Annotated in this window: 11 protein-coding genes and 1 pseudogene; all 12 read left to right on the top strand. The window is 36.1% G+C overall.

What is annotated here, in order from left to right:
• The first annotated feature begins 103 nt into the window (after positions 1-103).
• The 12 genes and pseudogenes from LEP1GSC060_RS16855 (at position 104) to LEP1GSC060_RS16800 (ending at position 13,314) form a co-directional block, all read left to right on the top strand.
• Positions 104-1,393, top strand: coding sequence for a hypothetical protein (locus LEP1GSC060_RS16855; RefSeq protein ID WP_003009943.1), 1,290 nt, complete (start codon positions 104-106; stop codon positions 1,391-1,393).
• A gap of 183 nt (positions 1,394-1,576) precedes the next feature.
• Positions 1,577-2,725: a glycosyltransferase family 4 protein gene (locus tag LEP1GSC060_RS16850; protein ID WP_003009765.1), complete on the top strand. Its 1,149-nt coding sequence runs from the start codon at positions 1,577-1,579 to the stop codon at positions 2,723-2,725.
• 5 nt (positions 2,726-2,730) lie between these two features.
• On the top strand, positions 2,731-3,558 hold the full coding sequence (locus tag LEP1GSC060_RS16845; RefSeq protein WP_003009878.1) for a 2OG-Fe(II) oxygenase: 828 nt from the start codon (positions 2,731-2,733) through the stop codon (positions 3,556-3,558).
• 137 nt (positions 3,559-3,695) lie between these two features.
• Positions 3,696-3,905, top strand: a pseudogene (locus LEP1GSC060_RS16840) (hypothetical protein); the annotation flags it as partial.
• Between the two features lie 4 nt (positions 3,906-3,909).
• The gene (locus LEP1GSC060_RS16835) at positions 3,910-4,947 is read left to right on the top strand and encodes a polysaccharide biosynthesis protein (protein WP_003009508.1); all 1,038 of its coding nucleotides are present in this window, start codon (positions 3,910-3,912) and stop codon (positions 4,945-4,947) included.
• Between the two features lie 3 nt (positions 4,948-4,950).
• On the top strand, positions 4,951-6,057 hold the full coding sequence (gene wbjC / locus LEP1GSC060_RS16830; protein WP_003009923.1) for a UDP-2-acetamido-2,6-beta-L-arabino-hexul-4-ose reductase: 1,107 nt from the start codon (positions 4,951-4,953) through the stop codon (positions 6,055-6,057).
• Positions 6,054-7,184, top strand: coding sequence for a non-hydrolyzing UDP-N-acetylglucosamine 2-epimerase (gene wecB, locus LEP1GSC060_RS16825; protein ID WP_003009353.1), 1,131 nt, complete (start codon positions 6,054-6,056; stop codon positions 7,182-7,184). The genes wbjC and wecB overlap by 4 nt, the downstream gene beginning before the upstream one ends.
• Before the next feature lie 9 nt (positions 7,185-7,193).
• Positions 7,194-8,381, top strand: a complete 1,188-nt coding sequence (locus LEP1GSC060_RS16820; protein ID WP_003009782.1) for a glycosyltransferase family 4 protein — start codon at positions 7,194-7,196, stop codon at positions 8,379-8,381.
• Positions 8,382-8,387: 6 nt separating this feature from the next.
• Complete coding sequence (locus tag LEP1GSC060_RS16815) at positions 8,388-9,653, top strand: sugar transferase (protein ID WP_003009336.1); 1,266 nt, start codon at positions 8,388-8,390, stop codon at positions 9,651-9,653.
• A 122-nt stretch (positions 9,654-9,775) separates the two neighbouring features.
• Positions 9,776-11,026: a DUF1229 domain-containing protein gene (locus tag LEP1GSC060_RS16810; RefSeq protein ID WP_003009476.1), complete on the top strand. Its 1,251-nt coding sequence runs from the start codon at positions 9,776-9,778 to the stop codon at positions 11,024-11,026.
• Between the two features lie 31 nt (positions 11,027-11,057).
• Positions 11,058-12,398, top strand: coding sequence for a flippase (locus tag LEP1GSC060_RS16805; RefSeq protein WP_003009808.1), 1,341 nt, complete (start codon positions 11,058-11,060; stop codon positions 12,396-12,398).
• 10 nt (positions 12,399-12,408) lie between these two features.
• A complete protein-coding gene (locus LEP1GSC060_RS16800) occupies positions 12,409-13,314 on the top strand; it encodes a glycosyltransferase family A protein (RefSeq protein ID WP_003009413.1) in 906 nt (301 codons plus the stop codon).
• Positions 13,315-13,404 lie beyond the last annotated feature (90 nt).

Raw genomic sequence — 13,404 nt, 5'->3', positions numbered from 1 at the left:
ATTGAAAATCTCTCATAGGAGATCTATCGTGAATTTTAAATTTTTTTAATTTAACATGTAAAGAAACTTTGCCGTGTATCGATCGAAATTGGGAGAAGATTAAATGATTATTGAATTGATTCTTTTTATAATAGCGCTTCTTTTTTTATACATAATTAAGGTAAATATTAAAGAATGGAAATTGATCATAGATCATAACTTTCTAATTATGTTAGGATTTATTTATTATTGGTATTTGCCCTTTATTGCCTATGAAATCGGAAACAAAAACAGACTATTTTTAAGCATTGATGTCGTTGAATTGTATGAACGAGTAAGTTTAGAAGCTAAAATATACTATTTAGTTACTTCTTTGCTTTTAGTTGTTTCTTTCGTACTTGGAGAGATTGTTGCTAAAAAGAAAGCTCGCCAGTGGAATTTTTTGAAGACGGAATTCAATTTTTCTAAAATATCCATGGATTTGTTTTTTTACGGTTTAGTTATATTTGGAATGATAGCTCTGAAATACATGCTCCCCGTTTTATTCAGAGGGTATTCCGCAGTTTCGGAATGGCCGCTTCAAAGGGGTTGGTTCATTTCTGCGAATATTGCTTTGATTGTTTTATTTTGTATAAATGCTTCTTTAGAAATAGATGCTATGCAAGGATACGGGTGGAAGCAAAAGTTCTTCAAGATATTTTTCAATAAGTATTTAATAGCCTCCTTGTCATTTGGGCTTTTAATGTATTCAACCGGGGATCGCGGATATTTGACTTTGTCGATAATTTCCATACTTTTGATATTACAGAGACTATTTAAAAATTTTAAACTAACTGTAATTGTTTTTATCTTAGTGATTGTAGCAATCATTAACTCGATATGGGGCAATATTCGTGTAGGCATACCGGTGACTTCTTTCAGAATTATGCAAAATTTATTTATGGAACCGGGTTATGTAGGGATGACCCTGCTTTCTCATTTAACAGAAAATGAGCTTCAACTGTTTCATTTTCCTACTCCTTTATTGAGCAACCTAATTGGCATCATTCCCTCTGTTATATTTCCGGAAAAATTTAAATACATTCAAGCTGCAAAGGAGCTGGGAAACAGTATAAGCTCATTTCAAGGTACAACCCACAATTATGTGGAGTTAGTGGTCAATTTCGGATTGATCGGAGCCATGATATTTATGTTTTTTTTATCTTTAGGTTTAAATTTTTTAAAGAGAAAAAAAAGTTTGTCCGGTGTTTATATAGCAGTCTGTTCCTTTTTGCCTTTTTTCTTTTTTAGAGACCTTCCGAATACGCTCATTAAATATATACTTGAGTTTACCGTAATACAAAGTGCTTTATTATATTACATTAGCTTAATGATTCAAAAAGTTCAGAAGAAAACTTCGCTGAATCATGAATAAAGATGATTTTTGATTTCAGGCTTTTATATTACCTTCGATTCTTAAAATTTCAATGTTACATCATATTAGAATTATTGAAAAATTAATTTTCGACAACTTTGTTTTTATTCAAAGAACTTTTGATAGTTGGACTTTTAAATTCTTCCAAAAGTTTATTTTTATAAGGTTGTATCAATCCAAACAATGATCTTAGGAATCGACGCATCCAACATACGAGGCGGCGGTGGAGTGACTCATTTGATTGAGTTCTTGAATGCCGCGCAACCGAATAGATATGGTTTTCATCAAGTTTATATTTGGGGTGGAACGGACACATTAAATAGTATCAAAGACAAACCTTGGCTTGAAAAGGTTTATGAATCTTTATTAGATAAATCTTTTTTATATAGGTTCTTTTGGAACCGGTTTATATTGAGTAAAAGATTGAAAGAAACCAAATTGGATCTCCTTTTTGTTCCCGGCGGCACCTATTCGGGTAATTTTAGACCGTTTGTAACGATGAGCCAGAACTTACTACCATTCGAGTGGAATGAGATTAAGAGGTACGGTTTTTCAAAAAATACTTTTCGTTTCATTATGCTTTATTTTATTCAATCATACACATTTCGAAAAGCGGATGGAGTGATCTTTTTGACCAAATTTGCGAGAGATGCCGTTTTAAAAAGAGTAAAGATTCCAATCGAGCGAATCAAAATTGTGAATCATGGGATTAATAAAAAATTCTTTCGAGAACCAAAAAAGCAAAGAAGCATTCAGTCTTGTTCAATTGAAACTCCATTTCGGATTCTTTATGTATCTTTTCTCGGAGAATACAAACATCAATGGAACTTAGTATATGCGGTTGGAAAACTTAGGAATGTCGGGTATCCGGTTGCGTTAGATTTAATCGGTAATCCCGATGAAGTCAGGCCGTTAAAAAAATTAACCCGCGCAATGCAAAGCGAGGATCCGAAGGGTGAATACATTCAATATCATGATAGGATCGCATATTCGGAGATTGAAAAAAAATACAAAGAAGCGGACCTATTCGTTTTTTTATCTTCTTGTGAAACTTTCGGTCAGGTTCTAACTGAAGCAATGGCTTCGGGGCTTCCGGTAGCATGTTCGAATCTTTCCGCTATGCCCGAAATATTGAAAGACGCCGGTGGATACTTTAACCCGCTCAATGTGTCGTCAATTGTGGAAACTTTAACTTCAATGATCGATTCCGAAGAGATGCGCGGTAAGCTTTCTCAAAAGTCTTTTCAGTTAGCCAAGGAATTTTCTTGGGATAAGGCGGCGGACGAAACATTTGCATTCTTACAAAATACAAAAGGTAAATTAGGAAAATGACAAAAATGCCAAGTAGAGAAGAATTAGTTTCTTTAATTCAATCCAAGTTATCATCAAAGTTAGAGGAATTGAAAAAAAACTTTCAAAACTCTATTAACGAAGTAGGAGTTCGTTATTGTTATCTGGATGATGTACTTCCGGAAGAAATTGCAAAAAAAATCTACTCTGTTTTTCCAAAGAAAAACGAGATGCGTTTGATGAATAGTTTTCGAGAGAAAAGATATACTTCAAAAAATTTCGATCAATTCGATCCTATCTTAAAAGATATAACCTTTGCGATTCAAGATGAGAAAATAATTCGCGTAGTAGAAGAGATCACAGGAATCGTTGAGCAAACACCGGACCGGACCCTTTATGCGGGCGGTTTAAGCTTGATGGGGAAGGGAAATTTTCTCAATCCCCATATTGATAACTCTCATGAAATGACAAGAACTCGATATCGTACCTTGAACCTTTTGTATTACGTGACTCCCGAATGGTCTCTCGAACGAGGTGGAAACTTAGAACTATGGGATAAGAAAGTCAAAAAACGAGTAACGATTGAGAGTACGTTCAACCGTTTGGCGATCATGGAAACAAATCCTTGGTCCTGGCATTCTGTAAGTCCAATCGTGGTCGATGAAAATCGTAACTGTGTTTCTAATTATTATTTTTCTCAAAAATCTCCAATCGGTAAAGAATACTTTAATGTTACGAGTTTTATCGCGCGCCCTGAACAACATTTAAGACGGATGATAAGTAATCTTGACAATCGATTGAGAAATTTGGTTCGTCTTGTAAAGCCGACGGGTTTTGCAAAGAAAGATATTTATATTCAAAATAAAGAAAATTAGAGATAGGTAAAGTGAATTCTCCGTTATTTACCTTTGATTGCTTTGTCCTTTGAACGTATCTATTCGATATCCTTCGTATGAAAATGTGATCGTTTGGTCTTTCGTTCAAGGCAGTGTTTCATTTTTTTCAGGAACGTCTAGATAATGCTTTGTATTTTAATCCTGAGGATCCTATGAGTATAGCGGAGTCTTTGGTCCAACTCATTGAGTCTCCTAAGTTAAGAACGAAATTAGCGCAGAACGCCTATAAAAAAAGTAAAATCTATAATTGGAAAAAAACCGCACATTCTACGTTCGGTTTTTTTCATGATGTTTTAGTAGATAAAAACAAAGTACCTGGAGTTTAAATAAATGTTTAAAAACAAATCTCTTTTGATAACAGGAGGAACCGGCTCTTTTGGAAAAGCGGTTTTAGATCGATTTTTGAATAGCGATATTAAAGAAATTAGAATTTTTAGTAGAGACGAAAAAAAACAAGATGATTTAAGAAAGAAATATAACAATTCTAAATTGAAGTTTTTTATCGGAGATGTCAGGGATTTGGATTCGGTTCGGAGCGCTTTCCGCGGCGTTGACTATGTATTTCACGCAGCTGCCTTGAAACAAGTTCCATCCTGCGAATTTCATCCTTTAGAAGCCGTCAAAACAAACATATTAGGAACTGAAAATGTGATCGAGGCAGCTATTCAATGCAATATTAAAAAAGTGGTATGTTTAAGTACCGACAAAGCGGTTTATCCTATCAATGCAATGGGAATATCCAAAGCAATGATGGAGAAAGTCATGGTTGCTAAATCTAGAAGTATCGAAAACTCCGAGATGGTAGTCTGTGGGACTCGTTATGGAAATGTAATGGCTTCTCGCGGATCTGTGATTCCGCTTTTTATAGAGCAGATTAAAAATAATAAACCGCTAACTATAACGGATCCGAATATGACTCGATTTATGATGTCTTTAGAGGATGCGGTGGAACTCGTGTTGTACGCGTTTCTAAATGGAAATAACGGCGATATTTTTGTACAAAAAGCTCCTGCTGCGACGATTGAAACTTTATCGAAAGCATTGTTGGAATTGTTGGATCATGTTAATTATCCTATTGAAATTATAGGTACTCGTCACGGGGAAAAGCTCTACGAAACTCTCTTAAGTCGTGAAGAAATGGCGAGCGCGGAGGATATGGCCGATGATTATTATAGAGTTCCCCCTGATTTAAGAGATTTGAATTATGGAAAGTTTATTGATCAAGGGGAGAAAAAAATTTCTTCTTTGGAAGATTATAATTCTCATAACACGGAAAGACTCAACTTAGACGGAATGAAGAAAATGTTATTAAAGTTGCAGTTTATTAGAAATACAATCGAAGGAAAGATAGCCGAAATCATTGATTGAATTATGAATGTTTTAATAACGGGCGCAAACGGTTTTATCGGAAAAAATTTAACTTCTCAATTGTTTGAAACAAAAGAGTTTAAGATCCTTTCTTATGTCAAAGAAACTACCGAGGAGGAATTATCCCGATTGATTTCCGAAGCGGATTTTATTTTTCACTTAGCTGGAGTCAATCGTCCTAAAGAGTTATCGGAATTCAAAAAAGTAAATACGGATTTAACGGAATATATTTGTAGTTTATTAAAAAAGAAAAATAAAAAAACTCCCGTTCTTTACTCGTCTTCAATCCAAGCTACTTCGGATAATGAATATGGTAAAAGTAAATTAGAAGCCGAACATTTACTCAATCGTTTACAATCTGAAAATGGAAATCCGGTTTTTATCCTCCGATTGCCAAATGTTTTTGGAAAATGGAGTCGTCCTAATTACAATTCTGTTGTGGCTACTTTTTGTTATAATATCATTAGAGATCTGCCCGTCAAAATTAACGATCCTGATACAACCCTTACTTTAGTGTATATCGACGACGTGATCGATAAATTCTTCAGTATCTTAAAAAATTCGTCTCCTAGTTTCGATCCTAATATTCATTCATATGAAATAACTTTACAGCAGCTCTATGAACGATTGCAGTCATTTAAACAAAGTCGTAAAGATTTAATAATTCCTAATGTAGGGACTGGTTTAGAACGAGCTTTATATGCAACGTTTACTAGTTATTTAGATACCGATTCGTTTTCTTATTCAGTCCCTCAATATGAAGATCAAAGAGGCGTTTTTGTAGAAATGTTGAAGACCAAGGATGCGGGTCAATTTTCTTTTTTTACAGCCCATCCGGGTATAACACGCGGAGAGCATTATCATCACAGTAAAATTGAAAAATTTCTTGTTCTGACTGGAACGGCAAAGTTTCGTTTTCGGCATATTCTAACAAATGAATATTTTGAAATTATAACCCGATCGGAATCTCCTCAAATCGTTGAGTCTATACCGGGATGGACGCATGATATTACCAATATCGGCCAAAGTGAAATGATAGTAATGCTTTGGGCAAGTGAGATTTTCGATAGATCTCGACCGGATACGTATTCTTGTAAAATCGATATATGAAAAAATTAAAAGTTTCCACAATTATAGGCACAAGACCGGAGATTATCAGGTTATCTCGCGTTCTTGTAAAACTGGATCAATATTGTGATCATATGATAATTCATACCGGTCAAAATTATGACTACGAACTCAATGAGATTTTTTTTAATGATTTGGAACTTAGAAAGCCGGATCATTTTCTGAATGCCGCAGGCGCATCGGGTGCGGAAACGATCGGAAACGTTATTATTAAAGTTGATGAATTACTTTCTCGGGTGCGTCCGGATGCGGTTTTAGTTTTAGGAGATACAAATAGTTGTATGGCGGTCATTCCCGCGAAAAGAAGAAAAATACCTATTTTCCATATGGAGGCTGGGAATCGCTGCTTCGACCAACGTGTACCCGAAGAGATTAACAGGCGTATTGTCGATCATACTGCCGATATCAATCTGACTTACAGTAGTATCGCTAGGGAGTATCTTTTGAGAGAAGGTTTACCTTCCGAAACGGTCATTAAAACGGGAAGCCCAATGTTTGAAGTGTTAAATTACTATTCGGAAGGAATCCAAAAATCCAATATTTTAGAGAAATTGAATGTTACAGAAGGGAGATACTTTGTTGTAAGCGCGCATAGGGAAGAAAACATAGATTCGGACAAAAATTTCACTAAACTAATAGATATCATTAATACCATAGCGGAAGTATTTAAATTTCCAGTTATTATTTCGACACATCCTAGAACGCAGAAAAAAATCGATGTATTGAATGTCTCGTTTCATCCGCTCGTTCAACTTTTAAGGCCCTTGGGTTTTAAAGATTATAATAAACTCCAGCTATCATCAAAGGCCGTTCTTTCCGATAGCGGCACGATTACGGAAGAATCTTCGATACTTAATTTTCCCGCTTTGAATATTAGAGAGGCGCATGAAAGACCGGAAGGAATGGAAGAGGCGATTGTAATGATGGTTGGTTTGGAAAAAGAAAGAATATTACAGGCTCTTCAAGTTCTGGAAAAGCAACCTAGAGGAGAACTTAGACTTTTAAGAAACGTGAGTGATTATAGTATGCCAAATGTTTCGGAGAAAGTTGTTCGAATCATTCATAGTTATACTGATTATATAAACCGAGTGGTCTGGAAAAAATATTAGGATCCTATTTTGAAAATTTGCATCGTCGTCGATGATTATATGCCCGGAAGTACGAAAGTCGCAGCTAAAATGATGCATGAGTTGGCTATAAAACTCAAAGAGAAAGGGCATGAGATTACTGTCATTACGCCTGGGATCGGATTGAGTCAAAATTATAAGAAAACAAGTTTAAATGGAATTTCTATTTTACAATTTTCATCGGGTCAAATTAAGAACGTTTCAAAAATAAGACGCCTTATCAATGAGTGGATGCTTTCCCAAAAAGCATGGAGATATTTAAAAGAATATTTTATTCAAAATCACCATAATCTGATTATCTATTATTCTCCTTCTATTTTTTGGGGAAACTTGGTGTTTCGACTGAAAAAACTTTGGCAAGCTCCTTCCTATTTAATTTTAAGAGATTTTTTTCCACAATGGATCATCGACAACGGCATGATTCGCGAAAAATCTTTAATAGCGTATTTTTTCAAATATTATGAAAGACTAAATTACAAAGCTGCGGATAGAATCGGTATTCAATCGCCCGGTAATATCGAATGGTTTTCTAAAACATTTCCTGAATTTAAAAACATTCAACTCCTCTATAATTGGGCAACCGATTTACCGGTATTGAATCAAAGTAACCTTTATCGTAAAAAGTTGAATTTAGAGGGGAAAGTCGTTTTTTTTTACGGAGGAAATATCGGCCAGGCCCAGGATATGATGAATATTGTTCGTTTGGCAGCGAGGATGCAATCTCATACAAATGTTTCATTTCTATTGGTTGGGGCGGGGGATGAAGTAGAGTTAGTTCGAAAATCTATTCAGGATTTGAAATTAAGTAATATGATTCTACTTGGTTCCGTGCCGCAAGAGGAATTTAAAATCATGCTAGCAGAGTTTGACGTTGGGCTTTTTACTTTGCATTTTAATCATAAGACGCATAATTTTCCGGGCAAAATTCTTGGTTATATGGTTCAGGGAAAACCCATTTTAGGATCTGTAAATATGGGAAACGATCTTAAACAAATATTGGAAGATTCCGGATCCGGTTTGGTTACGACTTCCGGAGATGACGACGGTTTTTATAAAAACGCACTTATTTTACTAGACGATAAGATCAGAAAGCAAATGGGTAGAAACGCAAATTTATTACTTAAAAGTAAATTTTCCATTGATAACGCCTCTGATACTATCTTGAAAATTTTTTCGTAACTTATTATGTATGTCCGACGCCATTCAAGAATGCATGAGCAAGTGCTATTAAGCACTCTTTTTCAGTTAACGGTCGGCAGTCTATTGGTTACTTGTATTACCATAATTCCTCGATGGGGATGGGATTTTTGGAATCATATAGACAAGAACAGTTTAAACTCGGCCATCGGCGTTTTAATTGCTTTTAATATTACTTTTATTTCCTTAAGGAGATTATTAAAGTATCCTGGGACTCAGTCTTCCGCTTACATTTTACCTACGACTGCAATCGTATTCGGCATTTTGATTGCTTTCTATTTGATGAATAGACTAAACTATAGCGTTCAAGTCATCCTATTAGGTTCTTTTACTACATTATCTTGGTGTTATATAGGATATTTTATAGGGCATAGATATCGTTTACAAAGGTTCGCGTTAGTGCCTTTTGGGGAAGCGTTAGAATTTCGAGAGACTCATGGAACCCAGTTTGTTTTTTTAAAACAACCAGATTTAGGAAAGGAAAGATTTGATGCGGTAGTAGCGGATCTTCGTGCAGAGGGTTTAACTCCCGAGTGGGAAAAATTTTTAGCACGTTGTACTTTATCGCGAGTACCCGTGTATCATACGAAACAAATTATAGAGTCTTTAACCGGACGAGTAAAAATTAGACACCTATCAGAAAATGAATTCGGCTCGTTGTTACCTTCTCGGGCTTATGAAAAAATAAAACGGATGATTGATTTTATAACGGCATTAATCTTTCTGCCCGCTTTTCTGCCTTTTATGTTTCTAATAGGGATACTTATACGCTTCGAAAGCAAAGGGAAGATCGTATTCTCGCAGAAAAGAATGGGTTATCGAGGAAGAACTTTCACCATGTATAAATTTAGAACCATGTACGTTGAAAAAAGAGGGAAAGGATTTACCCAGGGAGAAAATGATATTAGGATCACTAAGATCGGAAAAATATTACGAAAATATCGTTTTGACGAAACATTACAAATTTTAAATGTGTTGAAAGGAGATATGAGTTTTATTGGTCCTAGGCCGGAATCTATGGAACTTTCAGAATGGTATGAAAAAGACGTACCATTTTTCGCATATCGGCATATCGTTAGACCCGGTATATCCGGTTGGGCGCAGGTGGAACAAGGATATGCGGCGGAAGTGGACGGGATGAATGTAAAATTAGAATACGATTTTTATTATATAAAGAATTTTTCATTTTGGCTGGATATGTTAATTACGTTTAAAACCTTTAAAACGATTTTTACGGGCTTCGGGGCTCGATAAAATTTACAGAGTGTTTCCAAATCCCGTTCAGCTTATCAAAAATATATGGCTCGTCAGGGAAACTGAGCATCTCGCTCTCTACAGGCAAGCGCCGGGTAGGTTATTATTTGGGGAGAGCCTATTTGATTTGTTTTTCATTTAAAAAGGTATTGTCGGTGATCGATTATTTGTTTAAGCCCCGAGTTTTTTCTTTTCCCATCGTTCTTTGGATTTGTTCGATTTCAATCGGCTTTGGAACGGTACACGGACGTCTTTCCTTGCTGACGATCGGGTTATGTTTTATAATCAGTATTTTATTAATGAGACAAGTTAAGTGGAGTATTCCTTCGGCTTTGGCTTTGCCGTTGATCCTTTCTTTTTTATTAGCTTATTTCTTTTTTTATAAAACCCCGTTTATGCCCGAACATATAGACGGTAAATTGTATCCTATCAGTTACGCATTTAAGGCGTTTCCCGTTCTGTTTTCATTTTTTATTATTTTCGCGCTTCCGAATGCAAAACAAAAAGAGTTTTTTTTTATAGGAATCGCTTTCGGTATGTTTTTGTTCGCAATCATAAATTCAATTGCGACCTTTGTTTACTTGGATCCTCCGTATTACGGGAAAGCGTTTCATCTTTTTAATAAGGCGGAATATAATTCTCCGGGGATTACCATTCTTGCTAGTATACTTCCTATTGTTCTCTTTTGTCTTAACGGTTATCTTTTTGATATAAAGAAAAAATCAAGATGGAAGCATTTATTTTTTTTAATGATACTAACCGTTAGTATTTCAATTTCATTTTTATTCAATGCCCGGACTTTCTTTTACATTATCATTCTTAACGTATTTTTTATGACGACGATTCAACTTCGGAGGTTGTTTTTTGCTTCGTCTTTAAACAAAGTTTATAAAGTTACCATCGCACTGTTAAGTATTTTGTTTCTAAGTTTCATTTTTTATATGTTTTTGCAAGATACAAAAATAGGTCAGAGGATTCTACATGGCGAATATTCCATAAAGTTGAAACATTATATCGATTATTGGAACACGATTAAAAACGGTTTTTTTATATATCCTCAGATTTCGATCGAAAACAACGGAACTTTTTGGTATCACAATGTGTTCTTTGATTCGCATAAGACATCCGGCCCGATAACGGCGTTACTACTCTACATCTATTCGTTTTTCATTTTTGTCATCGCCGTCATTAATTCTTTCAAGGGAAATCGAAGATCCGTTCGGTATTTTCATTTCTACGTTTGTTTGATTCCGTATCTGGTTACTACGATTCCATGGGAATCTTCGGAACCGCAGATGATGGCATTGTTCTCTGGATTGGGAGCTTTGATTACGACCGTAGCCGATGATGAAAATACGGAAGATCTTTGCTGAACTCGTTTCATCAATCAAAAGACAACACCCATTGGAATTACTCAATAAATTATATACTCGATATCCGAATCTGAAAAATATATTGCATAACAGCGGTTGGCTGTTTTTCGATAAAATTTTCCGAATGGGAATGGGAATGTTTTTAGGGGTATGGATCGCCCGATATTTAGGTCCGGATAATTACGGAAAACTAAATTATGTGATCGCATATACGGCGTTGATCGGTAGTTTTACGAATCTTGGTCTTGACGGAGTGGCCGTCAGAGAACTCATCAAAGAAAAAACTCATAAAGAAGAAATCATTTCCACCTCGTTTTTACTGCAGTTCATCGCCGGTGTGTTTGCCTTCGGTGGTGCAATTATTTTAATACCGTTTCTTCGACCCGACGAGCCGGACCTATTCTGGATGGTATTTCTCGTAGGATTTACGCTGGTTTTCCGGGCCTTCGGAGTCGTAAAGTATTGGTACGAAGCACAGGTACTTTCTAAATACTTTGTCTGGCTTGAAAACGGACTGTTCTTTATATTTTCCGGAATAAGGATCCTGTTGATACTGAATGGTTTGGGAGTATTCGCGTTCATTTGGGTCGGTCTCGTGGAATCATTTATTAGTTTATTCGGATATTATTTATTATATAAGTATCATGATGGAACGTTATCCGTAATCCATGCCAATTGGAAGAGGGCTCGTGCATTGTTGAGGGACAGTTGGATGTTGTTGCTTTCGGGGCTTGCCGTTATCGTTTATATGCGGATCGATCAGATTATGATCGGACAAATGTTGGGAGACGAAGCGGTCGGAGTTTATACGGCTGCGGTCAAAATCAGCGAGGTTTGGTATTTTATACCGATGACGATCGCTTCGTCGATCTTTCCTGCGATTTTAAAAGCGAAAGAGTTCAGTCAAAAATTGTACTTAGAACGTTTGGGTCTTCTTCATTCCTTTATGTTTTTATTGGCGTTATTGATAGCGATACCGATGACATTCTTATCCGATCCGATTATCCGTTTATTTTTCGGGGAAAAATTTTCGGAGGCGGGCGCCATATTGGCGATCCACATTTGGGCCGGAATTTTTGTTTTTTTAGGCGTGGCGAGTAGCCGTTATTATTTAACGGAGAATTTACCGAGGGGGGAATTGTATAAAAGTATATCGGGTTGTTTGACGAATATATTATTAAATTACTTTCTAATTCCGCTTTATGGAATTAAGGGAGCAGCCGTTGCGACCGTAATTTCACAGTTTATCGCGAGTACTTTATTTAATCTTTTCTTTAAACGTACGCGTGAAATATTTTTTATACAGTTGGACTCCGTTCGTTTTTGGAGATTGATATATCGGTTTAACGATTTTCGGAAGTCGATAACGTAGGAAATTTACGATGAATTTGGCTCCAATCGCACTTTTTGTTTATAATAGACCGGAACATACAAGAAGGACCATCGATTCTTTATTAAAAAATGATTATGCGGATCAATCCGAATTATTTGTTTTTTGCGACGGGCCTAAATCGAATCTGAATTCGGATAAGATCGAGGAAGTCAGGTCAATCGCCAAAAAAACCGTAGGATTTAAAAAAGTTACGGTCCTTGAAAGGGAAACGAATTTAGGTTTGGCAAACTCTATCATCTCGGGAGTGACCGAACTTATAGCCGAATACGGCAGAATTGTCGTCTTAGAAGACGATATGATCACTTCGAAATATTTTTTAACTTACTTAAATCAAGCTTTAGAATATTATGAAAACGTTGATCGAGTCGCTTCCATACACGCCTATCGCCTTCCGTTTAACGCTAAAATCCCTGAAACTTATTTTTTAAGAGGGGCTGATTGCTGGGGATGGGCGACTTGGAAAAGGGCGTGGGATTTATTCGAGCCGGATGGACAAAAACTTTTGGACGACTTGGTATCAAGAAAACTAACGTATGAATTTGATATGCAGGGATCGTATCCTTACACACAAATGCTAATGGATCAGGTTTCCTCCAAAAACGATTCTTGGGCGATCAGGTGGCATGCTTCCGCGTTTTTACTGAATCGATTGACGTTGTATCCCGCGAGATCCCTTGTGCACAATATCGGATTGGACGCCTCGGGGACACATTGCGATATTACGAATGAATACGACGTCGATTTGAGTTCGTCGCCGATCAAAATCGAAAAAATTGAAATCGAGGAAAATAGAAAAGCGAGGGATTTGTATCGAGATCATTTTCGTAGACTACGTAGGTCCGGTCTTAAAAATCGAATTCTCAATCGAATCATGCGACTACTTAAAGGTTTTTAAACCGTGTAAATTTAGCTTTTGTTTTTCGAATCGATTTAGAATTCGAAATTTTAAACTATAACCGAAATACGTTCAATGCAAATTTTTAAA

The sequence above is a fragment of the Leptospira weilii serovar Ranarum str. ICFT genome (assembly GCF_000332415.1).
In the GTDB taxonomy this organism is placed as follows: domain Bacteria; phylum Spirochaetota; class Leptospiria; order Leptospirales; family Leptospiraceae; genus Leptospira; species Leptospira weilii_A.
The sequence above is the reverse complement of the archived record's forward strand: the minus strand, read 5'-3'. Positions and strand labels throughout refer to the sequence as shown.

What these genes read in the sequence shown, in the direction of transcription:
- LEP1GSC060_RS16855 (WP_003009943.1), top strand. Translation starts at nt 104, where the DNA reads ATGATTATTGAATTGATTCTTTTTATAATAGCGCTTCTTTTTTTATAC.
- LEP1GSC060_RS16850 (WP_003009765.1), top strand. Translation starts at nt 1,577, where the DNA reads ATGATCTTAGGAATCGACGCATCCAACATACGAGGCGGCGGTGGAGTG.
- LEP1GSC060_RS16845 (WP_003009878.1), top strand. Translation starts at nt 2,731, where the DNA reads ATGCCAAGTAGAGAAGAATTAGTTTCTTTAATTCAATCCAAGTTATCA.
- LEP1GSC060_RS16835 (WP_003009508.1), top strand. Translation starts at nt 3,910, where the DNA reads ATGTTTAAAAACAAATCTCTTTTGATAACAGGAGGAACCGGCTCTTTT.
- wbjC (WP_003009923.1), top strand. Translation starts at nt 4,951, where the DNA reads ATGAATGTTTTAATAACGGGCGCAAACGGTTTTATCGGAAAAAATTTA.
- wecB (WP_003009353.1), top strand. Translation starts at nt 6,054, where the DNA reads ATGAAAAAATTAAAAGTTTCCACAATTATAGGCACAAGACCGGAGATT.
- LEP1GSC060_RS16815 (WP_003009336.1), top strand. Translation starts at nt 8,388, where the DNA reads ATGTATGTCCGACGCCATTCAAGAATGCATGAGCAAGTGCTATTAAGC.
- LEP1GSC060_RS16800 (WP_003009413.1), top strand. Translation starts at nt 12,409, where the DNA reads ATGAATTTGGCTCCAATCGCACTTTTTGTTTATAATAGACCGGAACAT.